We start from the raw sequence: 26109 nt of genomic DNA on the forward strand, positions 1-26109 counted from the left end.
ATAAATAGTAATCGTCGCACACATATCAAAAATTAATGTTTTCACCACTTTGTGCATGACATTGTTAATAAGGGAATACTTTTTGCTTTGTCTATTACATATAAAGCAGTACATTAGTTATTGATATGGAACTGACCCAAGAGTACATAGAAGCAGAAAATAAGGAGCTTACGCGCCAATATAAAAAGCTATTACGTATAAGTTATCAAACACTTACTACCGAGGATAAGAAAATGATCCGAAAAGCTTTTAATATTGCGGTAGACGCTCATAAAGATCAACGCCGTAAATCTGGAGAAGCGTATATATTCCATCCGCTTGCCGTAGCACAAATAGTGGCGAGTGAAATAGGACTAGACGCAACATCTATTGCATCTGCCCTACTACATGATGTTGTAGAAGACACTGAATATACACTTGCAGATATTGAGCAGCTTTTTGGAGAAACAGTTGCTCGTATTGTGGACGGACTTACAAAAATATCCAATTTAAAAAAGGATAGAGATGTATCTCTACAAGCTGAAAATTTCAGAAAAATGCTATTAACTATTAATGATGACCCACGTGTTATTATTATAAAAATAGCAGATCGTTTACATAATATGCAAACGATGGATGCCATGCGACCTGACAAACAAGCAAAAATTTCTAGTGAAACCTTATACATATATGCGCCTCTTGCTCATAGAATGGGACTTTACAATATCAAAACAGAACTTGAAGATTTAAGTCTTAAGTATACAGAGCCAGAAGTCTATAAGGATATCAAAGACAAAATTAAAGAGAGTAAAGAAGAGCAAGATAAATACATTAGAGATTTTAAAAAGGTTATTGAAGACTCCCTTAATTTAGAAGGATTAAACTACGAGATTAAAGGGCGTCCCAAGTCTATTTATAGCATACGACGTAAAATACTAAATCAAGGCATCAGTTTTGATGAGATTTATGACAAGTTTGCGATACGCATTATCTATAAGAGTGATGTGGCTAATGAAAAGTTTTTAGCTTGGAAAATATATTCTATTGTTACAGATCACTTTAGACCCAACCCTACTCGTTTAAGAGATTGGATCTCTTCCCCAAAATCTACTGGTTACGAAGCACTTCATATTACAGTAATGGGATTGAAAGGAAGATGGGTAGAAGTTCAGATTCGCTCTGAACGCATGAACGAAATTGCAGAAAAAGGATATGCGGCTCATTTTAAATATAAACAGGGAGATGATGGAGATAAAGGACTTGACGAATGGATCAATAGATTGCAAGAAGCATTAGAAAATCCAGATACGAATGCAGTTGATTTTGTAGAAAACTTTAAACTCAACTTATATAATAAAGAGATTTTTGTCTTTACTCCTCAAGGAGATTTAAAGTCCCTACCAAAAGGAGCTACACCTTTAGATTTTGCTTTCAGTGTTCACACAGAAGTAGGATTACATACGAGAGGTGCTCGTGTAAATGGAAAATTAGTCCCGCTTAGTCAAGAACTAAAAAGTGGTGATCAGGTAGAGATTATTACTTCAGAGCAAGCAAAGCCTACAAATAACTGGTTAGATTACGCAACAACAGCAAGAGCAAGAGCTAAAATCAAATCATCTTTAAAAGATGAGAAAAAAGAAACTGCCGAAGACGGTAAAGTAATTCTTTCGCGAAAGCTAAAATCACAAAAAATACAGCTTAACGAAAAGACAATTAATGAGCTTGTATCGTATTTTAAATTAAATACTAGTTTAGATCTTTTCTACAGAGTTGGTATTGGAACTATTGATAATAAAATGATCAAAGAATTTGCAGCACAACGCAGCAACGCATTTGTGAGTTTCTTTAAAAATAAAATCCGAAAACCAAACAATATAGAAAATGTAGACCGCGATGAGATTACCAATAAATATGACGTTCTCGTTTTTGGTTCAGATGAACAGAAGTTAGATTATAAATTTTCAAATTGCTGTAATCCAATACCTGGAGACCCTGTATTTGGTTTTACAACTATCAATGAAGGCATAAAAGTGCATAAAAACAACTGTCCTAATGCTATTTCTTTACGAAGTAAATATGCCTACAGAGTAATACCTGCAAAATGGATAGACTCAAGTGCACAGGGACATAAAGTAGACATTAAACTTACAGGAATTGATAATTTAGGACTTGTAAATGAAGTTACTAAAGAGATTTCCGATCATATGCACGTGAATATAAAAGGCATAAGTTTTACAACAAACGGAGGTATTTTTAATGGAAATATCACTGTAATCATTCAAAATAAAGAGCATCTTAAAAAGTTAATGGATAATCTTAAAAAAATCAATGGAATTGACAAAGTCACTAGATTATAATTCCGTAACTTTACATCTTTAATAGCACTATGAGTGTAAATTCTACAATAAACAAAGATCAAGAAGTTGTAAAGAATGTTTTTACAACATACTTGGAAGAAAAAGGACATCGTAAAACACCTGAGCGTTACGCTATATTACAGGAAATTTATAATAACGATGAGCACTTCGATATAGAGTCTCTTTATATCAACATGAAAAACAAAAACTATCGTGTGAGTCGTGCAACCTTGTACAATACTATAGAACTTTTATTAGAATGCGGTTTAGTTCGTAAACATCAATTTGGGAATACACAGGCTCAATATGAGAAGTCCTACTTTGACAAACAACACGATCATGTCATTCTATCCAATGGAGAAGTCATTGAATTTTGTGATCCTCGTATACAAGCTATAAAAAAGACCATTGAAGAAGTTTTTGATATAACCATAGACAAACACTCTCTTTATTTTTACGGAAAGAAAAACACCTCTAATTAATATATACGAATGGCAGTAGACTTACTACTAGGGCTCCAATGGGGCGACGAAGGAAAAGGAAAAATTGTAGACGTACTTACTAAAGATTATGATATCATCGCTAGATTTCAAGGAGGTCCAAATGCAGGACACACCTTAGAGTTTGATGGTATCAAACATGTATTACATACTATCCCCTCAGGGATTTTTCATGATAATGCAATGAATATCATAGGAAATGGCGTTGTTATTGATCCTGTAATTTTTCAAAAAGAATTACAAAACCTAGATAAGTTTGAAGGATTAGATTACACTTCAAAAATATTGATTTCACGTAAAGCGCATTTAATTCTTCCTACACATAGACTTTTAGATGCTGCTTCTGAAGCTTCTAAAGGAAAAGCAAAAATAGGATCTACTCTCAAAGGGATTGGTCCTACGTATATGGATAAAACAGGACGTAACGGAATACGTGTTGGAGATTTAGAATTAGCTGATTGGAAAGATAGGTATGCTGCGTTACGTACAAAACATATTTCTATGATCGATTTCTATGATGCAAAAATAGAATACGATTTAGAAGAATTAGAAACAGAGTTCTTTGAAGCAATTAAAGTATTAAAAAAACTTACATTTATTGATTCTGAGGAGTATTTACACCAAGCTCAAAAATCGGGAAAAACTATTTTAGCCGAAGGTGCTCAAGGATCATTATTAGATATTGATTTTGGAACGTATCCATATGTAACCTCTTCAAACACTACAGCTGCTGGTGCATGTACTGGATTAGGGATTGCACCTAATAGGATAGGTGATGTATTTGGAATCTTTAAAGCATACACTACACGCGTGGGATCAGGCCCCTTCCCTACTGAATTATTTGATAATGATGGAGAAACCATGGGACGTGTAGGTAATGAGTTTGGCGCTACCACAGGACGTCCGCGTCGTTGTGGATGGTTAGATCTTGTTGCGCTTAAATATGCTGTACAAGTAAATGGAGTAACACAACTAATGATGATGAAAGGAGATGTGCTTTCTGGTTTTGACACCCTAAAAGTATGTACTGCCTATAAATATAAAGGAGAAACTATTGAACATCTTCCTTATAATATAGAACCAGAAAATGTAGAAGTTGTTTATAAAGAAATGAAAGGTTGGAAAGAAGATTTAACAGGCATGACAGAAGCTTCTGAATTACCTGAAGCACTTAATGAATATATCGATTTTCTAGAAAAAGAATTAGAAACACCTATCAAAATTGTTTCTGTAGGACCAGATCGTACACAAACAATCATGAGATAAAATAGCATTCACGATCACACAAAACCCGCAAGTATCATACATTGCGGGTTTTTTATATAAATATAGAACTTGCTTTTGAGACTTTATTAACTACCTTTTGAGACTACATTAACGCTTCCAGAAGCCAATTTGTTTATTTTTGCTACAAATGCATATCAAAAAATACATACTTATCGTTATTGTTTCTGTTTTTGCTTTCGCGAAAGCGTATACACAAGAAGAACGCAAAGAAATAGACATTACCTCAGATGTTTCTAGAATAGATGAAGAAAAATATCCTGGTGCTTTTATTATGAATAAGAGTAAGAAACAAGTATATATCATTCATGAAGGTATAGAAATGTGGTGCGATCTTGCTTTTCATTACAAAGAAGAAAACTTTGTAAAAGCATTGGGTAATGTTAAAATAAAACAAGGAGACTCTGTATCTATGCGTAGTCGCTATGCCGAGTATAATGGTGATACTAAATTTGCCTTTGCCGCAGGTGATGTATGGCTTAAAAAAGACACAACAGTAGTTACTACAGACACCATGTATTTTGATCGTAATAAACAGCAGTCTTACTATCGTACAGGAGGTGTTGTTACCTCTCCCAACAGTAAAATTACAAGCCGAATAGGACGTTATTATCTCGAAGAAGACAAAATATCTTTTATCAGCAATGTAGAAGTAACCAATCCTGAATATGTTATTAATAGTGAGCAATTAGATTTTTATAGCGAGACAGAACACGCTTATCTATACGGTCCAACTACCATTACAAGTGAAACCTCAAAAGTATATTGTGAACGAGGATTCTATGACACCAAAAATGATTATGGGTATTTTGTCAAAAACTCTCGGATAGATTATGATAATAGGCAAGTTTTTGGAGATAGCTTATATTTTGACCGAACCACAAATTTTGCAAGCGCCACCAATAATATTAGGGTAAAAGACACTTTAAACAAAAGCCTTATCAAAGGTCATTATGCCGAAGTCTACAGAGCAAAAGATTCTGTATTTATTACACAACGTGCGGTCGCTATCACCGAACAAGAAGGGGATTCTGTATATGTACATGGCGATAGACTTATTATTACTGGAAAACCTGAAAATAGAATTGTAAGAGGATATTATAATGTACGCATGTATAAAAGCGACATGAGTGGTAAGTGTGACTCCATTCACATCAATCAAAAGACAGGGCTTACCCAAATGATACGCAGACCGATTTTATGGAATGAAGCCAACCAAATAACAGGAGATAGTATACACCTTATCAATGATGCTGTAACCGAAAAATTAGACTCTTTAAAAGTGTTTGATAATGCTTTTATTATTCAAAAAGATTCTATAGATGGCTACAATCAAGTAAAAGGTCAAAAACTCTATGGTTTCTTTAATAAAGAAAACCAACTAGACTCTGTAAATATCATTAACAATGCAGAGAGTATTGTATACATGCGTGAAGAAAACGGAGCGCTACAAGGCATTGACAAAAGTAAATCTGCATCTATTACTATTCTATTTGTAGACAAAGCGATAGATGAAGTTATAAAATATAAGAACCCTGGTGGTAATATATGGCCAGAATCACAATTTATACAACAACAGCAAACCTTTGAAAATTTTGAATGGCGTGGCGATGAACGTCTTTTAAGTAAAGAAGATATATTTAAAGGAGAACCGCCTTTTACCTTAACAAAAATACAAGGAATCCCTCTCCCTGTAATAGATAGTGATTTCTTTGAAGAACCAGAAGACGGAGACCCAGATACTCCGAGTGCCTCCAATTTGTCTGAAAAAGAATTATCCAATCGTGAAGAGGATAAGCCCAAAATAGGCACCGAAAAAGAAGACGAAATTGCAAGACGGCAACGGGAATATTTAATTAATAGAAATAAAGCGACAGCTACTTCTAAGGAGGATAATACACCTAGTATTTTAAATCCTAAAAAGAAAAAGAAGAAAAAAGGAGATGGTTAATCCCAATAAATATGAAGTCTGATTTTCTAAAATATCAAGCACAAACAACACCTCATCCACTAAGTTTTGAAGTAGATCGTGCCGAAGGAAGTTACATTTATCATAAAAACGGAAAAGCATATCTTGATTTTGTCGCAGGGGTTTCTGCCTGTAGTTTAGGACATCAGCACCCAAGAGTCAAAAAAGCAATTCATAAACAATTAGACACCTATCTTCATGTCATGGTATATGGAGAATATGCACAAGAAGCTCCTATACAATTATCAAAACTTTTAGCTTCGTTACTACCAGATTCTTTAAATAGCACCTATTTAGTAAATAGTGGTACAGAAGCGATAGATGGTGCTATTAAATTAGCCAGAAGAGTTACAGGTCGTAGTGAGATTATTGCTGCTTTAGACGCATATCATGGGAACTCATACGGGGCTCTTAGTCTTATGAGTCATGAAGAACGTGTTGCTCCATTTAAACCTGTTATTGGAGGAGTTTCATTTATCAAGTTTAATTGCCAGAGATACTTAGAACGAATTACCACCAAAACAGCAGCAGTTGTTCTGGAAACCATACAAGGAGGTGCTGGTTTTATAGTACCTCAACATGATTTTTTAAGAAAAGTAAAAGAACGTTGTCAAAAAGTAGGTGCACTATTGATTCTTGATGAAATTCAACCCGGTTTTGGTCGTACAGGAAAACTTTTTGGCTTCGAACATTACCATGTAGTTCCTGATATTTTAGTAATGGGAAAAGGTATGGGTGGCGGCATGCCTATTGGTGCATTTACTGCTTCGTATGAACATATGCAATTATTATCAGACAACCCTAAGTTAGGACACATCACCACTTTTGGAGGACATCCAGTTATTGCCGCAGCAGCCCTCGCTACATTGCAAGAAATCACAGAAACCACGCTCATAGAAGACACCCTTAAAAAGGAACAACTTTTTAGAAAATTATTGGTACATCCATTGCTTACAGAAATACGAGGCAAAGGACTAATGCTTGCAGCACTAACTCCTAATGCAGAAACAACAACACAGGTAATTCTAAAATGTCAAGAAGAAGGTCTTATCTTATTTTGGTTGCTTTTTGAAGAAAGAGCTATTCGAATTACACCACCGCTTACGATTTCTGAAGACGAAATACGAGAAGGATGTGCCATTTTGCTACGTGTACTAGATCAAGTAAATGCTAAATCATAGTAAATTCTACAATTATTTTATACGCTTTCGCGAAAGCATACCAAGCAAGATCTCATTACATACAAAATAATACTTCCTTAAAACTTCACACGTAAAAAAGGCGTTTCAATAAAGAAACGCCTTTTCATTTGGCCGATTATATAGAATATAATCTTAGTTATTTATTAAACGGAATTCAGTTCTTCTGTTTGCAGCATGCTCACGCTCTGTACAAGAAACTCCGTCAGCACATCTGTTTTTAAGTCTACGCTCTCCAAATCCATTAGCAACTAATAAACTATTGTTAATCCCTTTAGAAATTAAGTAGTTTGCTACTGACTGTGCACGACGCTCAGAAAGATCTTGGTTAGAAGTTGCATTACCTCTAGAATCTGTATGAGAAGCAATCTCTAATTTTACTCCTGGGTTTTGAGCTAATAATGGTAATAAACGTGTGTCTATTATATTTTTAGCTGCAGAAGTTAATGTAGCACTATTCGTATTCCAGTTAATTGGAAGCGCCTGATACTCAACAAGAGCACACTCTACTTCTCTCCAAGTAGTTAATCCTCCTTTTTGAGTAAGAACTTCTTTAGATACTGTAGTAAATGTTGCAGGAACTACTTCTTCTGAAGTGGTAGCGTCCTTAGTAAGTACTGTTTTTGTAATATTTGCATACTCAGCTGGAATTTCTTCTTCTACTACACGAGCTGGTTGATCAACTACTCTTTTTGTGTATGTAGCATCTCTAGATCCACCAGGAGTAGATTGTACCGCTGCATCTGCAGCTAATGTACGGATAGATACTGTTTGATATTCTGCTGGGTATCCTTTATAACACCAGTAACGACAATCATCTGGATTACTAGAAGCACAATCAGGAGCTGGAGCACCTAATTCCCACTGAGCATATGCAGATTTAGTTTCGATAGTTTCTGATCCATTAGAAAAAGAAGCTGGAATAATTTTTAAAGAAGATCCAGAAGTACTTTTTACATAAGAAACAGTTTCTGTTTTATATGTAGCTGGTATTACTTTAAGACGCTTAGAAGCTTCTTTTACTAATACTCTTTCTGTTTGAGTTTCGTATTGAGCAGGTACAACTTTTAATACTTTATAAGCTGGAGTCTTCTGAATTTGTACCGTTTGCGTTTCATAAATATCAGGAGTAGTACAACGCACGTAACATTTTCCTGGTTCTGGATTTGCTGGTAAGTCTTGAGCGTTAGCTGAAGCGAAAACAAGACCGAAAGCAGCACATAATAATAAAATTTTCTTCATAATAATTGATAGTTTAAAGTTAATGTGTTGGAAATCATATTAAAAGTACAAAAATATATGATTCGTTTTAACATATCCTTTAACATAAATTGGGAAAGCATTAACATAGATGAAATACACTAATAAACCGTTAAACGACACAAATTACATGACTTTTAACTAGTACAATTACATTTATCATTAAAATTGGAAGAAAATCATCTATTTAAATTTCTGTAAAAACGCTAAGAAACGTTCATGATGTGCTTCAGAATAATCCAAATGTGTAACAATACGTAACTTTCCTTGCCCCATATCACTTATAAAAATTTGTTTTTCCGTTAGCTCCTCCATAAATCGCTGTTTTAAAGGTCCTTCAGCAAGCTTAAATATGACAATATTTGTATCAATAGGTTCAACAGATGTAACTACAGCTATTTTTTCTAATTGGCTCCCCAATTCTTTAGCTCTTTGGTGATCAATAGCCATTCTATCTATATGATGATTTAACGCATATATACCCGCAGCAGCCATGTATCCAACCTGACGCATTCCTCCTCCTAGTATTTTACGCACACGAATAGCCTTGTCCATAAATTGTTGTTTACCTACGAGTACAGATCCCATAGGTGCTCCTAACCCTTTAGATAGGCATACCGAAATCGTATCAAATACTTCCCCATAACTTTTAGGGTCTTCATTGTTAGCCACCATAGCATTCCATAGACGTGCTCCATCTAAGTGAAACCCTAAACCATGTTGATCACAAACCTTCTTTATATTTTTAATTTCCTCAAAATCATAACAAGCACCTCCTCCTTTGTTAGTGGTATTCTCTAAACAAACTAAAGTCGTAAGCGGACTATGATAAAAATCTGGTGGGTTGATGGCTTCTTCTACTTGGGAAGCTGTAATCATCCCCCTATGTCCTGATAATAGTTTACAAGACACCCCACTATTAAAAGAGACACCTCCTCCTTCATAATTATACACATGTGCATACGCATCTGCGATTAATTGTTCCCCCGGTTGTGTATGAATTTTTATAGCTGCTTGATTTGTCATACTCCCTGTCGGGAAATACAATGCACTATCCATTCCGAACATAGTTGCAATACGACGTTCTAATTCATTTACAGATGGATCTTCCTTATATACATCATCACCTACTTCGGCATTCATCATAAACTCCAACATCTCTGGAGTGGGCTTAGTAAGTGTATCTGATCGTAAATCTATTTTCATAAAAAAATTATAGCGAATTAATTATATCATTCTAATAAATGTGTGCATACTATTCTTGAAAACATCCAATAGGAGAACCATCTGGAATTTTTGGAGAAGGAAGCACTTTAAATGTTTCAGGCTTATCCAATGTTTTCTTGATTTGATCTATCATATTCATATCATTCGCATTCGTCATACTTAAAGAAGGAAGAATTTTAGAACGCAACACATACTTTACAGTTGCTTTTGTTTGTGGAATTGCATTAGGATGCACATACAAGTTTAAAAGATGTTTCACCACATTATAATTAACTGTAGTCTGAACTTCATTCTTATAAGCATCCTTCTCTTTACTATTTAATGTCTCTTTAACTAATATCTCTAACATCTCTTGTAAACCTAATTGTTTTGCATCTAGTGCTTTTTGTTGCACTAATCGATTAGCACGTTCTGGATGTAATAATAATCCTAATGTCATATCACTTGCGGTAGCCGGAGCACCTAACGCATCAAAAGCAACACCTGTTTTACTTTTAAAACTCTCACGCGTTCGATTATACCCATGAGCTCTAGGCGGGAATAATGCCAGTTTATCTTTAGGGATCATAAGTGCATTTGCTTTTAAGGTCTTAAGCACACTTTCTAGCGCTTGTTTTTGTGCTTTAGCATCTAACACTTCTGTAACTTTAATCTGAGTATCACCTTTTATTGCGTAATTATAATCTAGTCCTCCTATCATTTTAACAGCTGCTTCCGTTTGATAACGGTGATAAAAATAAAGAGGCACAAAAACATCTTCCAATACAGAATACGGTTCATTTGTACGTATATTATCAACAGAAAAGTTAGCAATAGCATGCTTACGTAGTTCAAGTACATTTTCTAATTCTTCATCTGCTTGCGTACCATTATCCCAAAGATGAGCTTTATAATGAGCACCACCTTGTGGTCTTGCGTCACTATCTGTAATATAACGCAATCCGTTTTTTTCTGCAGTTTCTAGTACATTATTTAAATAATCATTTTCTGTCACACCTGTAGGTACAATCCCATAACTATACGCCACTGTTACTTTATCCCACTCTCCTATTCCTGTAGCATATGCATCTGAAAAATCTACAGTACCATTTTTTAATCGTAATGTTGGGTGCGGATAATCCATCACACTAGCTCTACCATTAGGGCTTGCGGCAAAATTATGTGCAAAACCAATAGTATGTCCAACCTCATGAGCACTTAACTGACGTATACGTGCTAATGCCATTTCTAACATAGGCTGGTAATTGTCATCACTTTGTGCAAAAGGCTTGTTCATAAGTGCTTGCGCAATTAAAAAATCTTGTCGTATACGTAAACTTCCCAAACTAACATGCCCTTTAATAATCTCTCCAGTACGAGGATCGGTAACACTTGCTCCATAACTCCAACCCCGTGTGCTACGATGCACCCATTGAATGACATTGTATCGTAAATCCATAGGGTCTGCATTTTCAGGTAACATCTTTACTTGAAAAGCGTCTTTAAAACCAATGGCTTCATAGGCCTGATTCCACCAACTAGCACCTTCTAATAATGCAGAGCGAACAGGCTCAGGCGTTCCTGGATCTAAATAATAAATAATAGGCTCTACAGCTTCACTTACGGCAGCATTTGGATTTTTCTTAAGTAATCGGTGTCTATTCGCATATCGCTTACGAATAGGCTCCTGTACAGGAGTTGCATAATCTAAATAGGTAGTAGAAATATTTCCTGCTCTAGGATCAAAAGCTCTAGGTGTATATCCATCATCAGGTAATTCTACAAAAGAATAATGCTGTACAAGAGATACTGAAGAAGCATCTGGTGCCACTGATCGTATATTTCTACCTGTAGGTTGTCCTTTAAATGTTAGTAATGCTTCAAATTCTGTGTTTTTAGGAAAACTCTTTGTGCGCTCCATAGCTAAAGCACTTCTATTCTTATCTATTTTATAATTTCCTTCTTTTTGAAATTTTAAACGCGACGCAACACCATGTGTATCTTCCATTAGAAAAGGTGTAACATCAATCACATAAGTATTCCCTTTTGTTTCTTTAATAGGGAAACCATATAATACAGATGTCGCAAAAGCTTCTTGTATAGATTTACGTTCTAACTCATTAGAGGTATTTGCCCTGTAATTCTGATTAGGTTGTACTAATAATAATTTATTACCTGCTTTTTTAAAGTATACAATTGCAGAGCCTCCTAACTGCCCTCTATCAAGACCAATATCATTAGAACCAAGACCCGTACGCAAGGAATGTACATATAAAAACTCTTGATCTATTTTATCAACTTCAAGATAAAGTTTATCTGCACTTTCATCGTAATGCACCTTAAAATATCCATCCTGTGTTTGAAGATCTTTTTTGCCTTCTAAAAATTGGGCATTAGCAGTTACAGCATAAAAAACAGCGATACATAATACTAATAACGTCTTTCTCATATCTCTTGTATTTGAAGAGACCTAAGATAGGGGTTTGTACGCTTTCGCGAAAGCGTAATTAGAAATCCATCAACATAAAATATACACAGTTATAAACAACTATGATCTAGGAATAACGACAAGACCTAATGACTGATCAGCAACTGCCACATGTGTCTCATTTGCAGCAACACCCGTAGGTTGATTTAAAGTTCCTAAAGATATAATCACACTTGAAGACGAAGGATCTATAACATCTACTTCCGTATGAGTAACGCCAACTACAAAAAGAAATTCGCCATCTGTGCCTATATTAGTAGGCTCATACCCTAAAGGGATTTGAGACACTGCATTATTAGCATCAAGATCGATGACTTCTATTCCATTTGCAGCAAAGTTTGCGACATACAAGCTTCCATTAAGATATTCACTTTCTACTGGAAAGTTTGCAGGTCCAAAAGGCGCTCCAAACGGTCCTTGGAATTGTCCTGGAGTCAAAACAATAACATCTGGTATAGATAAGACTTCTCCCGCTCCATTAAAATTTACAATCTGGATACCCCAATTGGCTACATTTCCTAAATCTTGCGAGTAAAACCCTTGTGCTCCTCCCGAAACAGGTCTTACAAAAACATCTGGAGCTCCTGTGCGATTATCGACAATTGGAATACCGTTGGTAGCTAATTCTAATGTACCTTGTGATGCTGAGTAATTAAAAATTTGAGTGTTCGAACCGCCAGCACCTCCAGAAACAGCAAGTACACAATTGGCTGCTGATAGCCCAGAAAAGATGGCAAAGTTTGCAGAAACAGTAGCCACAACTTCAGGCGCTGATGGATCTGAATAGGTAAGCATTTGGATCGTAGTCCCTCTTTGTATAAATAATAATTCATTAACAGGATCTACAGCAATATCATCTGCCGCAATAGATACAGCACTACGTTGATCTGTTGCTAATTCTGCTATTTGAATGGTAGCGCCACAAGTAGCATATGCATATCCATTAACAACTACCACATTGGTACAGCCGTCATTACCTCGTATGTCTTGAATCTCACCTAATGTTTGTATTTCATTTTGATTATCTGTAACATCACTTATAGATTCAGAAAGTGTTGTTGTATTAGAAACAAGTAATTCATCTTCTCCCGTATCTGAAGTACAAGAAAAAAGGAACATCGTTAGAAATAATAAAAGGTAAGAAGTACGTATCATAGCGTGTAGTTTTTTAATAGTATACTTTGCTATGTCGGTGTTATTCAATAAAATTACAAAATTTCTATATAAATACTATGTCAGAAATTTCAATGAATCATCATATAAACTTAATAAGTATCTCAATTAAATCATTGAAGTTCTATTGTAATCTTTTATTTTTGATATCTACTTTACAACCATTATGATTACAGCAGAACAATTAAAATCACTCCAAGAGCGCATTACTAGCTTAAGGAGATATCTTTGACATAGATCGAAAGCTTATTGAAATAGCAAACGAAGAAGAGAAAACGTTTGATCCCAACTTTTGGAATAATGCAAAAGAAGCTGAAGCTTTTATGAAAATACTTCGCTCTAAGAAAAAATGGGTCAAAGATTATGAAAAGGTAAATTCTCTAGCTGAAGACCTTGAAGTATTGTATGAGTTTGCAAAGGAAGGTGACGCTTCTGAAGAAGAGGTTCTCAATCAATATGACACTACATTAGATCTATTAGAGAATATTGAATTTAGAAATATGCTTTCTGAAGAGGGAGATGAAATGAGTGCTGTCTTACAAATTACTGCTGGTGCTGGTGGTACAGAAGCCTGTGATTGGGCGAGTATGCTTATGCGTATGTATTTAATGTGGGCAGAAAAGAAAGGATATAAAGTAAAAGAGCTTAATTTTCAAGAAGGTGATGTTGCTGGTATTAATACCGTAACACTAGAAATAGATGGAGAATTTGCTTTTGGATGGCTTAAAAGTGAAAATGGCGTACATAGATTGGTTCGTATTTCTCCTTTTGACAGTAATGCAAAACGTCATACATCATTTGCCTCTGTATACGTATACCCACTCGTAGATGATACTATAGAAATTGATCTAAATCCTGCAGATTATGAAATTGTCACAGCACGATCTTCTGGAGCAGGGGGACAAAATGTAAACAAAGTAGAAACTAAAGTTCAGCTTACCCACTTCCCTAGCGGTATTAAGATTTCTTGTTCTGATAGTAGATCTCAGCATGATAACAGAGCTACTGCTCTACAAATGCTTCGATCGCAATTATATGAAATCGAATTACGCAAACGCATGGAAGCGCGTCAGGATATAGAAGCTAGTAAGATGAAAATAGAATGGGGATCACAAATACGATCGTATGTATTAGATGATAGGCGTGTAAAAGATCATCGTACAAATTACGAATATAGACAGCCCGAAAAAGTATTAGACGGAGAAATAGATGCCTTTTTAAAGAGTTATCTTATGGCTATGGGACAAGAAGAAGCAAGTGATCAATTATAAGTAAGATATATACGCTTTCGCGAAATCGAACTTGTGAGATTCACGACCAGAGGGAGAGCAAAGCGATAAAGCGTAAAAAGAAGTATGAAAGAAATTAAAACAATCATATTTGATTTAGGAGGTGTCTTAATAGACTGGAGTCCAGAATATGTGTATCTCAAAGAATTTAGAGGAGATCGCGCAAAAATGGATTGGTTTTTACAGCATATATGTGCTTGGGATTGGAATGTAAATCAGGATGCTGGCTATCCAATAGCCAAAGCTACCGAAGAACGTATCGCTCTATTTCCAGAATATGAATCCCTTATCAGAATGTATTATGGACGCTGGGAAGAAATGTTAGGTTTTGCTCATGAGGGAACACTAGCCATCTTAAAAAAATTAATAGACAACCCTAATTATAGGGTTTTAGCATTAACCAATTGGAGTGGAGAGACATGGCCAAAAGCTATTGCAAAGTTCCCTTGGTTACAATGGTTTGAAGGAATTCTTGTCTCCGGAGATGAACATATGCGCAAACCATTTGCCAATATATATAACCTTATGCTTGAACGATATCATATACAACCAGAAGAGGCCGTTTTTATAGATGATAGCTATGCAAACATAGAAGGCTGTGAAGCTGTTGGTATTACTGGTATTCATTTTAAAAATGCGCCTACATTAGAAATACAATTAAGAACCTTAGGAATTACTATATAAATAACAACCATTAATTTTTTAGTCCGCTTTTACGAAAGCAAACCCATTATGATCAAAATATATCACCACCCGAAATGTTCAAAAAGTAGAGAAGGATTAGCCATTGTTGAAGCCTCTGGCAAGCGCTTTCAAATCATAAAGTATATGGATGAACAGCTTCCTGTTCCTACATTAGAGCGTCTAATAAATACATTAGGGGTTAAACCTATAGAACTTGTACGTATAGAAGAAACGATATGGAAGGAAAGTTATAAAGGCAAAGAACTAACTGATAATGAAATCATAAAAGCCCTTGCGACTCACCCAAAATTAATACAAAGACCCATTGTTGTGAATGGAAAAGAAGCAATTATAGGTCGTCCACCCTCAAATATTAAATCTATTTTGTAAATTGACACCATAAAATTAAATTCTATCTAAATAATATTACTTATTCATTATGAAAAAAATAATCGCAATTGTAGCGCTATGTTTCCTAGGATTAGGAGTTGCTCAAGCACAAGTATCAGCTCAGAAAGTTCCTGTTAAAAGTTCTTTACAAACAGGAGTTGTTGAGATGTTAACTCAGAAATTAAATCTATCGCCACAGCAAGTTGCTTCAGTAACTAAAATTATGGGTGTTTTTGCTCAATCTAGAAAAACAGTAACTGAGTCTACTGGAATGACAGCAGATTTAAAAGCAGAGAAGCTTAAAAAAATAAACGATAGAGAAGATTCAAATATGAAAAACATACTTGATGAAACTCAATATGCAAAATTCCAAGAACTAGCAAAGGACATTAGAAAAGGATAAATTCTTTTAACTACTGTTTAACATACAGATTAACGCCAGTTTAACAACTGGCGTTTTTTTATGGAGTAATTTCGACGAAAATTCATAAAATGAAACCAATCATTATCGCTATTTTACTTTTTTTTGTTATTTTTTCGCTTCAAGCACAATCGCCACAAGGAAAAGAAATCACACTATCTGGTAAGGTACAAGACAAACAAGGTGCTGTGCCTTTAGAATATGCGACCATTACACTTATAAATAGTCGTAACCCAGAAAACGTTAATGGAGGGATCACAAATACAGATGGAACATTTTCGATTAAAACATCTGCCGGGGTATATGATATAAAAATAGAATATATTTCATTTCAACCTGTTATACTCAAAGCTCAAAAATTATTTAAAAACACTTCTTTAGGCACTGTTAATTTAGAAATTGATGCTGCTACCTTAGAAGAAGTAACTGTTATCGCAGAAAAAACAACGGTAGAATATAAATTAGATAAACAAATTTATAATATAGGTAAAGATCTAACGGTAAGAGGAGCATCCGTTTCTGATGTTTTAGACAATGTACCATCAGTAACTGTAGATGTAGAAGGGAATGTAGCATTGCGAGGCAATGATGATGTACGTATCTTAATTAATGGAAAACCTTCAGGTCTTATAGGATTAAGCGGAACTGATGCTTTAAGACAACTTCCTGCAGAGTCCATAGAGCGTGTAGAAGTGATTACATCTCCATCTGCTCGATATGATGCAGAGGGAAGTGCTGGAATACTTAATATCATTCTTAGAAGAAGTAAATTACAAGGGTTAAATGGTGCCGTTACTGCCAACATAGGAAACTTTGGAACAAAAGGTATTTCTGGAAATGTAAACTACAGAACTGGCGATTTCAATATTTTTGCTACTGGAGGCTATAACATCAGAGGTTCTGAAGGTAATAGCTTTACAAGTCGTATAGAAAATGATGGTTCGCTACTTGAGGAAAGAGAATTTAGTAGAGAACGTGGTGGTCTTACTGCAAACTTTGGTGTTGAGTATTATATAGATGATAATACTAGCATTACAGCTTCTGCGGTAGTTAGAGATAGTGATAATGAAAATGAATCTGTAAATAATATTACACAAACCTCTGGGAGTGATATCTTTTTATCACAACGTTTTGCACCAGAAACAGAAGTAGATCTTACAACACAGTTTAGTTTAAATTTTGATAAAAGATGGGAAAACGATGGAAATCTGTCTATAGAATTTCAATATGAAAACTCAGAAGAAACAGAATTTACTGATATTAGAAATAGTTCGCTAAACACAAGTATTCCTACTGAACTAGAAACTAACGAAACGATAGAAGATCAAACCCGTTTCTTTGCACAAGTAGATTTTGTACAACCTCTTGGAGATAATGCTCGTTTTGAAGCTGGGTATCGAGGAAATATTAGAGATTTAGATACTGATTTTATTGTATTTGATAATAGTATAGATGATGATAATCAAAATGGAGCATTATTATTGAATACAGACCTGACCAACAGTTTGATATTTAAAGAAAATATTCATGCATTATATACACAATACGGAAGCAAAATAAATAAATTCAATTTCTTACTAGGCTTACGTATGGAATATACTGATATTGAAATTGACCAGCAGACTGTTAGTGATTTTAATAGTAGAGATTTTACCAATTTTTTTCCTACAGTAAATTTAAACTATGAATTAAACGAAAAGGAGACTGTTAGCTTTGGTTATAACAGACGTATTAGAAGGCCTCGTGGGTTCTTTTTAAATCCGTTTCCATCTAGATCAAGTGCTACGACGTTTTTTCAGGGTAACCCTAACCTTAATCCAAGTTTATCAAATGGTGTAGACTTAGGATACCTTAATAAAATTAGTAAATCACTCACCCTGAATGGTTCTATATTCTTTAGGCGTACCGAAGACACCTTCCAGTTTGTTTTCTTAGATACAGGAACTACTACGATTGTAAATGGTGAAGAAGAAGCTGTTTTAACAAGAACCCCCATCAATCTATCAAGGAATGATAGAATTGGTGTCGAAGCAACACTTACCTATTCACCTACGAAAAAGTGGAGAGTAAACGCAAATATTAATGTATTTAACTCAGAAACTGTTGGAGAGTTTGATGGTATTGATTTTGGGGCTAGTAACTTTACATGGACAGCTAGACTTAACAACAAGTATACTTTACCAGGTCGTATTGATTGGCAAACACGTATCAATTATCGTGGTCCCTCTGTAAATGCACAAAATGAAAATGAAGGGATCTTCTCAGCAGACTTCGCATTTAGTAAAGATTTATTTAAGGAAAAAGCTTCTTTAGCACTTAACATTAGAGATATTTTTAATTCTCGTGTACGTAGAGCTACTGTAAACTTTCCCTTTCCTGGAGAAAGTGAGTTTCAATTTAGAGAACGTTCTATAAATCTATCATTTACATATCGTTTTAATCAAAAGAAAAAACGAGAGCGTTCAGGAAGAGGATTCGGTGGTGGAGAAGAAGATTTTGAAGGATAAATTATCTATGATAGATAATTACTTTGATTGATAATAGATACTTATAATTAAAATGAGTATTTTTCAAAAAAAGTTATTATTTCATGAACGTAAAAACGTATAAACAAATATTTTACGCCTCGATACTTTTCCTTATTTTAAGTTTTACAACTCACACCTATTCTCAAAACAAAACTCCTTATACTATTCCAGATTCGCTTAAGGATAAGTCCTATGGTTACTTATATAAGCAGCTATATAAAAATATTAATAACTCCAAAAAAGTTAATTCCTACCTTTCTACTTATCTAGAAAAGGCAACAGTCAATAATGATACTATTCATAGACTTTATGCGCTCAGTAATTTAGCCGCATATGAAAAAGATAAAGAAAAGCAAATTAGTCTAATAGAAACTGCTATATCTGAAAGTAAAGGAGTAGAAAACCCAAGATTGATACAAGTATATGGAATAGCTGGCATCATTTACAGTAATCAATATGAATATGAGAAATCATTAGTATATCGTTTAAAGGCATTAGAACTATCAAAAAAATATGAGTCAGACTTCTATATAGGTCTTAACATTCAATCAATCGCAACAATAAAAAGCGCTATAGGAAAATATGATGAAGCGATTTCCCTTTACAAAAAAAGATATTCTTATCTAACTTCTACTAACAAAAGAGATTCATTAAATCCAATTGGAAAAATGGAATTAGAAATTAGCATAGCAGAAGCTATGAGATATCTAAAAAAATACGATTCTGCCACCTATTACTATAATCGTATTTCCAGTCAATCAATTAATGATTCCTTATTTAAAACTTATAAGGATGCCGCTACAATTAATGAAGGAATAAATCAATATTATAAAGGAAACTATAAAGATGCTAAAGAAAAAATTGAAGATGTTTGTGGACGTATAAACGTAAACGATTTCACTACTTTTTTTCCTAAACATTATATTTTATCTCAATTTTACTTAGGAAAACTAAATTTAGCATTATCAGAAAACGAAAAAGAAACAGAAAGATATTTCCTTACAACAGATTCTTTGCTAGATGCATATAATACCGTTATACCAGAAACTAGAGAAATTTACGAATTCCTATCTAAAAAGTATGAGAAAGAAAAAAAATACATTTCTCAAATACAAACCATCAATAAAATCTTAGTTTTTGATAGCATCATAAGTGAACGAAAAATAAAGACCTTAAATAAACTCCATGCCGAATATGATACTCCTACTTTATTAAAAAGTAAGGAGAAAGCAATTGAGAATTTAGAACATACAAATTCTTCTCTTTCAAATAGAACAGCTTATTTAATAATGATTGTATGCCTTCTAGGATTATTACTTATTTTTCAATTAAGAAAGCATAAAATTTATAAAAAGCGTTTTAACATATTAATTTCAGAACCTAACTCAGAAGAAAAAAAGACCAGAAAACACAAAAACATAGATGACAAAGAAATCAAAATAGACAAGGATTTGGTTTTAAGTATTTTAAATCAGTTAAAACATTTTGAACAAGGCAATCATTTTTTAAAATCAAATATTACTTTAAATATATTGGCAAAACGTTTTTCAACAAATACACGATACTTATCTAAAATAATTAATATCTATAAAGAGAAAACATTTATTCACTATATAAATGATCTTAGAATAGATTACACCATAAGAGAACTTAAAAATAATTCTAAAATCCAACACTATACAATTAAAGGGATAAGTGAAGAAGCTGGGTTTAATAATTCCGAATCTTTTACCGCGGCCTTTAAAAGAGCTACGGGTCTTAATCCATCTTATTTTATAAAACACTTAAAAAAACAGGCAAAAACCTGAATTAATTTTTCATAAAAGTTTTAGAATTATTTTTATACTAAGAAAGTATATTAAGTTTCTATACCTAAGTTTAATACCATTGCTATATTGTAACATATTGAAATTATTTTATAACGTATATGCATTCTATGAATTGCACACACAAATAAACTAAAATCAATGACCTTGTGATAAAACAGAAACCTCACTCCCATCATCACGTATTAGATTATGGATTTTATATTCTTTTTAAACATGTTATGAAATATTTATAACACATCTAAGTTATACGAGTATTAGTATTTATAACTAATAAACTTTTACAGTTTAAAAAACTATACTAGATTTACATTCTAAACAACCCCTATTAAAAATAGAGTCTTTGCTAGCAATCTTAAAAAAAGAAATTAATTCATTTTTTGCTTCCCCAATAGGATATTTGGTGATTAGTTTATTTCTAGTTGTCACGGGTTTATTTCTATGGGTATTTGAAGGAGAGTTTAATATTCCTGGTTCTGGATTTGCAGATTTAGCTCCTTTTTTTCAGTTAGCGCCTTGGATTTTTATTTTCCTTATCCCTGCTATAACTATGCGTAGTTTTAGTGATGAGCAAAAGACAGGAACCCTAGAATTACTCTTAACAAAACCTATTTCTACATTACAACTTGTTTTAGGAAAATATTTTGGTGCCCTAGTGCTTTTAATTATTGCTATACTTCCTACACTTATTTATGTAATAGCCATTCATCAATTAGGAAATCCAGTTGGAAACTTAGATGTAGGTGTTACTATAGGATCTTATATAGGATTAGTTCTTTTAGCCGCTAGTTTTAGTGCCATGGGAATCTATGCTTCCACCCTATCTGACAACCAAATTGTTGCATTTATCACAGCAGTACTGTTCTGCTTTATATTTTATTTTGGAATAGAAGGTATAGCGAGTTACACAAGTACATTTATAGCTAATTTCGGAATGCAAACACATTATGACAGTATTAGTAGAGGTGTTATCGATACACGAGATGTCATTTATTTTATAAGCCTTATTGCATTTTTCATATATCTAACCAAAAATAAATTACAAAAAACCAGATAAGTATCCTTTCGTGAAAATGTTAAAAAAAATACCTGCTCTTATTCCTGCTATCATTGCCTTGATCGTAGTGAATTATATAGCATCCCATTTTCATAAACGTTATGATCTTACGCAAGATAAAAGATACACCCTAAGCGATCCTGCAAAGGCTGTCATTGACCAAATAAAAAGTCCGCTTATTGTAGATGTTTTCTTGGAAGGTGATCTTCAACCTGAATTTAGAAAGCTTCAAAACGAGACACGATATTTATTAGAAGAAATTTCCAATTACAATCCAAATGTTACTTTTTCGATTTCAAATCCTGTAGAAAATAATGCCGACGCAAATGCTGTCACACAACAGTTTGTTAGTTTTGGTATGACACCACTTCCACTTACCGTAAAACGTAATGGAGAAGAAACAAAACAGACACTTTTTCCTTGGGCGACTGCAAATCATCATGGAAAAGCGGTACCCATATCCCTTATTAAAAATATTGCTGGAGCATCGCCAGAGCAATTTGTGTATGCTTCTATTCAAAACTTAGAATATGCTTTTATAGATGGTTTTAACCGTATTTTAAATGCAAAAACTAAGCGTATTGCTGTACTAAAAGATAATGGAGAACTTCCGGATGCTAAGATTGCAGATATGTTTCTTAAACTTGGAGAAACTTATAGCATTGCTCCTTTTCCCATGAGTGCTGTTTCTGAAGATCCCGAAAAAGCGCTACGCGCATTACAAAACACATTTGATCTTGTCGTTGTTGCAAAACCTACCAAAGCATTTACAGATGCTCAAAAGTTTGTATTGGATCAATATATACTTAATGGGGGAAACTCCTTATGGCTTATCGATGCTGTGGCAATGGAGAATGACAGCCTGCGAAATACTGATGGAAAAGCATTAGCATTTCCTAGAAATTTAAATCTAAACGATCTATTTTTTAAATATGGTATTCGCATCAATCCTGTATTGGTGAAAGATTTATATTCAGCACCTTTAAGTCTAGCTTCTGGAGATGGAAGTCAATCAAAGTATCAGGAGTTACCTTGGTTTTACCAACCCGTCACTCCTTCTTTTAACACACATCCTATTAATACGAATATTGAACGTCCTGTACGCTTTAACTATGCCAATCAAATAGAAGTTCTTAACAATACATCTTCTATTAAAAAAACAGTATTACTATCTTCTAGCGTGCTTACACGATTAGAAGGCACTCCTCAAGAAATTTCATTAGATCAAATATCAATCGAACCTAATGAGCAAGATTATCAAGCAGGTCCACAACCACTGGCTGTACTTTTAGAAGGACCATTTGAATCAGCATTTAAAAATCGAATTCGCCCATTTACGTTAGACAGTATACGCTTTCGCGAAAGCGCAAAAAGAACATCTAAAATGGTGGTTATTGCCGACGGAGATCTTATTGCAAATGATGTTGATGGCAAAGGAAACCCATTAGAATTAGGCTTTGATTATTTTACCAGACGACAGTACGGAAATAAAGAGTTTTTGCTGAATACAGTCAATTATCTTCTTGATGACAATGGTCTTATTAACATACGCAGCAAAGATATTGCCCTTCCATTTCTGGACACTCCAAAAGTTGTAAACAGCATTAACAAGTGGCAAGCCTTAACAATAGGGCTTCCGCTAGCGATACTTCTAATTTTTGGAACCCTATTTTTTACACTTCGCAAACGTAAATATGCAAGATAGCTGTTAATAAGTTTCTTTCTTAGACCGTAGCTTTTAAAATATATTTGTAAGTAGATATTTCTGTATCAGAAATACAATTTCAAACAATTCAAATTTTGCAATAGCAAACCCAACATTTACTATGAAATTTATAGTCTCTAGTTCATACTTACTCAAACAATTACAGGTCTTAGGTGGTGTTATTAATAATAGCAACACACTTCCCATTTTAGATAATTTCTTATTTGAATTAGATGGTAATTCACTTACGGTTTCTGCATCAGACTTAGAAACAACCATGATGTCAAAACTGGAGGTTGAATCTGAAGATCAAGGAACTATTGCACTACCAGCGAGGTTACTTCTTGATACTTTAAAAACATTTCCTGAGCAACCACTTACGTTTACACAGGAAGAAAACAATACCGTAGAGATTAGTTCTAATCATGGTAAGTATGCACTTGCCTATGCAGATGGTGCTGAATTTCCAAATGCAGTATCATTAGAAGATCCTAGTGTAGTTAAAATACCAGGAAACATTCTTGCAACAGCGATCAGTAACACCATTTTTGCTAGTGGAAATGATGATTTACGTCCCGTAATGAGTGGTGTATTTTTCCAATTTGCTACAGATGGGCTTACTTTTGTAGCTACAGATGCTCATAAACTTGTAAAGTATAACCGTACAGATGTAACAGCTTCACAAACCGCTGAATTCATCATGCCTAAGAAACCGTTGAATTTATTAAAGAGTATTCTTGGAGCTAATGATGATGATGTAACAGTAGCTTACAATGATTCTAATGCGAGATATACTTTTGATAATGTAGAGCTTATTTGTCGTCTTATAGATGGGAAATACCCTAATTATGAAGCAGTAATTCCAAAAGAGAATCCGAATAGACTTACCATAGATCGTAATCAATTTTTAAACTCTGTACGTCGTGTGTCTATATTCTCTAATAAGACCACACATCAAATACGTTTAAAAATTGCAGGAGCAGAATTAAATATTTCTGCAGAAGATATTGATTACAGTAATAAAGCAGAAGAGCGCCTTACCTGTGATTATCAAGGTGATGATATGCAAATTGGATTTAACTCGCGTTTCTTAACAGAAATGCTTAATAATATGAATGCAAATGACGTTTCTTTAGAAATGTCCCTACCCAACAGAGCTGGAATTCTAACGCCTATAGACGGCCTAGACGAAGGAGAAAGCGTTACAATGCTTGTAATGCCAGTGATGCTCAATAACTAGATTAAGTGTTAATTGTAAAAAAGCGACTTTCATATTGTGAAGTCGCTTTTTTTTTGAGAATTATTTTCCTCGTATTTTCCCATTAATTTTAAGTACTTTAGCTCCTGTTATAATATCATTTTAATGAAAAAACTACTTTTTATACTCGCCTGTAGTGCGAGTGCTATTACAATTTCTTGTAAAGAATCAAAGAAGATCAGTACTCCAGACAAACCTGTTTATATAGATGTTACTTCACTAGAAGGAGATGGTGACAAGGTACTTCCTAAATATTTAGCCACAATTACAGAAGATGAGCTTAAGGAAATGCTCTATGTATATGCTAGTGATGAAATGGAAGGAAGAAATACAGGAGAGCCTGGTCAGAAAAAAGCAGTCGAATATTTACGTAACTATTATAAAGAAATTGGTATTGCCTCTGGAACACCAGATGGAAACTACTTTCAAAAAGTCCCAAAGGAATTTTTTAGACGAAATAGCGGATTAAATGATTCTGAAAATGTTCTTGCTTTTATAAAAGGATCTGAAAAACCTGAAGAGGTATTAGTCATTTCGGCGCATTTAGATCACGTTGGAATGGATTCTAAAGGAAATGTATATAACGGAGCAGATGACGACGGATCTGGAACTATTGCCTTATTAGAAATGGCAGAGGCTTTTAAACAAGCTATTAAAGATGGATACCCGCCTAAGCGTTCTATTTTATTTCTTCACGTAACTGGAGAAGAGAAAGGTCTTTATGGTTCAAAATATTATGCAGAAAACCCTGTATATCCACTTGCTAACACTATTGCAGATTTAAATATAGACATGATAGGGCGTAATGATTTTGAACACCTAAATGACAATGACTATATATATCTTATTGGGTCTGATAAATTAAGTACAGAACTTCATCAAATTTCTGCAGCAGTAAATATGAAGTATTTCAATATGAATTTGGATTACCGTTATAATGCGGAAAACGAACCAAATCGTTTTTATTACCGTTCAGATCATTATAATTTTGCAAAACACAATGTTCCTATCATATTTTATTTTAATGGGGTACATGAAGATTATCATAAAATAACAGACACTCCTGATAAAATTAATTACCCATTATATCTAAGACGTGTGAAGCTTGTTTTTGCAACTGCTTGGGAATTAGCAAATCGCAAAGACCGACCAGTTGTAGACAAAGCAGTTCCTAAATCATAATTTAGGGTAACCAACCATATATAGAAAGCTTCGTAAAAAAAATACGAAGCTTTTTTTATAAAATAATTGGTTATATGATCATATTGATTATCTTTGCAGTCGCTAATTAAAATGGTGGTTGTAGCTCAGTTGGTTAGAGCATTGGTTTGTGGTACCAAGGGTCGTGGGTTCGAGCCCCATCTTCCACCCAGATTATAAAGTCCTTCTTTTGAAGGACTTTTTTTGTTTACAATAATATCATCAAAATAATAAGGAGAAAAGTTTATACGGATCAAGACCAATTGTTGTGTTTATGCAAATATTCTAGTTAATCTAAAGAGGAAGAATTCTACATTTTTGACACCTCTGAATTGT

Annotated in this window: 19 protein-coding genes and 1 tRNA gene; 16 read left to right on the plus strand and 4 right to left on the minus strand. The window is 34.1% G+C overall.

What is annotated here, in order from left to right; all coding sequences use genetic code 11:
- Positions 1-131: 131 nt before the first annotated feature.
- From Q1A01_RS15300 to Q1A01_RS15320, 5 genes are all read left to right on the plus strand, one after another.
- Positions 132-2336, plus strand: coding sequence for a bifunctional (p)ppGpp synthetase/guanosine-3',5'-bis(diphosphate) 3'-pyrophosphohydrolase (locus Q1A01_RS15300; RefSeq protein ID WP_299682794.1), 2205 nt, complete (start codon positions 132-134; stop codon positions 2334-2336).
- Between the two features lie 29 nt (positions 2337-2365).
- The gene (locus Q1A01_RS15305) at positions 2366-2818 is read left to right on the plus strand and encodes a transcriptional repressor (RefSeq protein WP_089371066.1); all 453 of its coding nucleotides are present in this window, start codon (positions 2366-2368) and stop codon (positions 2816-2818) included.
- 9 nt (positions 2819-2827) lie between these two features.
- Positions 2828-4102, plus strand: coding sequence for an adenylosuccinate synthase (locus Q1A01_RS15310; RefSeq protein ID WP_299682743.1), 1275 nt, complete (start codon positions 2828-2830; stop codon positions 4100-4102).
- 148 nt (positions 4103-4250) lie between these two features.
- Entirely contained in the window at positions 4251-6071 is a 1821-nt protein-coding gene (locus Q1A01_RS15315) for an OstA-like protein (RefSeq protein WP_299682746.1), read from the plus strand.
- Between the two features lie 11 nt (positions 6072-6082).
- The gene (locus Q1A01_RS15320; RefSeq protein WP_299682749.1) at positions 6083-7270 is read left to right on the plus strand and encodes an aspartate aminotransferase family protein; all 1188 of its coding nucleotides are present in this window, start codon (positions 6083-6085) and stop codon (positions 7268-7270) included.
- Positions 7271-7423: 153 nt separating this feature from the next.
- Here the strand turns inward: Q1A01_RS15320 and Q1A01_RS15325 are convergent, their stop codons facing one another.
- The 4 genes from Q1A01_RS15325 to Q1A01_RS15340 all read right to left on the minus strand — a co-directional run bounded on the left by Q1A01_RS15325 (position 7424) and on the right by Q1A01_RS15340 (position 13397).
- On the minus strand, positions 7424-8530 hold the full coding sequence (locus Q1A01_RS15325; RefSeq protein WP_299682752.1) for an OmpA family protein: 1107 nt from the start codon (positions 8528-8530) through the stop codon (positions 7424-7426).
- Between the two features lie 201 nt (positions 8531-8731).
- Positions 8732-9754 (minus strand): GntG family PLP-dependent aldolase, encoded by a 1023-nt coding sequence (locus Q1A01_RS15330; RefSeq protein WP_299682754.1) that lies wholly within the window; start codon positions 9752-9754, stop codon positions 8732-8734.
- A 49-nt stretch (positions 9755-9803) separates the two neighbouring features.
- A complete protein-coding gene (locus tag Q1A01_RS15335; RefSeq protein WP_299682757.1) occupies positions 9804-12203 on the minus strand; it encodes a zinc-dependent metalloprotease in 2400 nt (799 codons plus the stop codon).
- Between the two features lie 99 nt (positions 12204-12302).
- Complete coding sequence (locus Q1A01_RS15340) at positions 12303-13397, minus strand: hypothetical protein (protein ID WP_299682760.1); 1095 nt, start codon at positions 13395-13397, stop codon at positions 12303-12305.
- Positions 13398-13581: 184 nt separating this feature from the next.
- Here Q1A01_RS15340 and prfB point away from each other — a divergent pair.
- From prfB to Q1A01_RS15395, 11 genes are all read left to right on the plus strand, one after another.
- Positions 13582-14686 (plus strand): peptide chain release factor 2 gene (prfB, locus tag Q1A01_RS15345; protein ID WP_299682763.1). Its coding sequence is split into 2 segments (ribosomal slippage): positions 13582-13644 and positions 13646-14686, totalling 1104 coding nucleotides; the frame shifts between segments, so codons are not numbered across the junction.
- Positions 14687-14770: 84 nt separating this feature from the next.
- Entirely contained in the window at positions 14771-15388 is a 618-nt protein-coding gene (locus tag Q1A01_RS15350; protein WP_299682766.1) for an HAD family phosphatase, read from the plus strand.
- A 48-nt stretch (positions 15389-15436) separates the two neighbouring features.
- Positions 15437-15778, plus strand: a complete 342-nt coding sequence (gene arsC / locus Q1A01_RS15355; protein ID WP_299682769.1) for an arsenate reductase (glutaredoxin) — start codon at positions 15437-15439, stop codon at positions 15776-15778.
- Between the two features lie 49 nt (positions 15779-15827).
- A complete protein-coding gene (locus Q1A01_RS15360) occupies positions 15828-16181 on the plus strand; it encodes a hypothetical protein (RefSeq protein ID WP_299682772.1) in 354 nt (117 codons plus the stop codon).
- 89 nt (positions 16182-16270) lie between these two features.
- A complete protein-coding gene (locus tag Q1A01_RS15365) occupies positions 16271-18706 on the plus strand; it encodes a TonB-dependent receptor (RefSeq protein ID WP_299682775.1) in 2436 nt (811 codons plus the stop codon).
- An 83-nt stretch (positions 18707-18789) separates the two neighbouring features.
- Entirely contained in the window at positions 18790-20535 is a 1746-nt protein-coding gene (locus tag Q1A01_RS15370) for a helix-turn-helix domain-containing protein (protein WP_299682778.1), read from the plus strand.
- Between the two features lie 361 nt (positions 20536-20896).
- Entirely contained in the window at positions 20897-21610 is a 714-nt protein-coding gene (gene gldF / locus Q1A01_RS15375) for a gliding motility-associated ABC transporter permease subunit GldF (RefSeq protein ID WP_299682782.1), read from the plus strand.
- Between the two features lie 16 nt (positions 21611-21626).
- Positions 21627-23315 (plus strand): gliding motility-associated ABC transporter substrate-binding protein GldG, encoded by a 1689-nt coding sequence (gene gldG / locus Q1A01_RS15380; RefSeq protein ID WP_299682785.1) that lies wholly within the window; start codon positions 21627-21629, stop codon positions 23313-23315.
- A 121-nt stretch (positions 23316-23436) separates the two neighbouring features.
- A complete protein-coding gene (dnaN, locus tag Q1A01_RS15385; protein ID WP_299682788.1) occupies positions 23437-24555 on the plus strand; it encodes a DNA polymerase III subunit beta in 1119 nt (372 codons plus the stop codon).
- A 123-nt stretch (positions 24556-24678) separates the two neighbouring features.
- On the plus strand, positions 24679-25755 hold the full coding sequence (locus Q1A01_RS15390; protein ID WP_299682791.1) for a M28 family metallopeptidase: 1077 nt from the start codon (positions 24679-24681) through the stop codon (positions 25753-25755).
- Between the two features lie 113 nt (positions 25756-25868).
- Positions 25869-25944, plus strand: a tRNA-His gene (locus Q1A01_RS15395).
- The last annotated feature ends 165 nt before the right edge of the window (positions 25945-26109 follow it).

Origin of the sequence: uncultured Dokdonia sp. (assembly GCF_947492815.1) — a bacterium.
Taxonomy (GTDB): domain Bacteria; phylum Bacteroidota; class Bacteroidia; order Flavobacteriales; family Flavobacteriaceae; genus Dokdonia.

Coding starts and splice junctions, on each gene's coding strand:
- Q1A01_RS15365 (WP_299682775.1), top strand. CDS start 16,271: ATGAAACCAATCATTATCGCTATTTTACTTTTTTTTGTTATTTTTTCG.
- Q1A01_RS15370 (WP_299682778.1), top strand. CDS start 18,790: ATGAACGTAAAAACGTATAAACAAATATTTTACGCCTCGATACTTTTC.
- Q1A01_RS15360 (WP_299682772.1), top strand. CDS start 15,828: ATGAAAAAAATAATCGCAATTGTAGCGCTATGTTTCCTAGGATTAGGA.
- Q1A01_RS15315 (WP_299682746.1), top strand. CDS start 4,251: ATGCATATCAAAAAATACATACTTATCGTTATTGTTTCTGTTTTTGCT.
- Q1A01_RS15310 (WP_299682743.1), top strand. CDS start 2,828: ATGGCAGTAGACTTACTACTAGGGCTCCAATGGGGCGACGAAGGAAAA.
- Q1A01_RS15325 (WP_299682752.1), bottom strand. CDS start 8,530: ATGAAGAAAATTTTATTATTATGTGCTGCTTTCGGTCTTGTTTTCGCT.
- Q1A01_RS15335 (WP_299682757.1), bottom strand. CDS start 12,203: ATGAGAAAGACGTTATTAGTATTATGTATCGCTGTTTTTTATGCTGTA.
- Q1A01_RS15330 (WP_299682754.1), bottom strand. CDS start 9,754: ATGAAAATAGATTTACGATCAGATACACTTACTAAGCCCACTCCAGAG.
- gldG (WP_299682785.1), top strand. CDS start 21,627: ATGTTAAAAAAAATACCTGCTCTTATTCCTGCTATCATTGCCTTGATC.
- dnaN (WP_299682788.1), top strand. CDS start 23,437: ATGAAATTTATAGTCTCTAGTTCATACTTACTCAAACAATTACAGGTC.
- Q1A01_RS15350 (WP_299682766.1), top strand. CDS start 14,771: ATGAAAGAAATTAAAACAATCATATTTGATTTAGGAGGTGTCTTAATA.
- Q1A01_RS15320 (WP_299682749.1), top strand. CDS start 6,083: ATGAAGTCTGATTTTCTAAAATATCAAGCACAAACAACACCTCATCCA.
- Q1A01_RS15305 (WP_089371066.1), top strand. CDS start 2,366: ATGAGTGTAAATTCTACAATAAACAAAGATCAAGAAGTTGTAAAGAAT.
- Q1A01_RS15390 (WP_299682791.1), top strand. CDS start 24,679: ATGAAAAAACTACTTTTTATACTCGCCTGTAGTGCGAGTGCTATTACA.
- Q1A01_RS15340 (WP_299682760.1), bottom strand. CDS start 13,397: ATGATACGTACTTCTTACCTTTTATTATTTCTAACGATGTTCCTTTTT.
- arsC (WP_299682769.1), top strand. CDS start 15,437: ATGATCAAAATATATCACCACCCGAAATGTTCAAAAAGTAGAGAAGGA.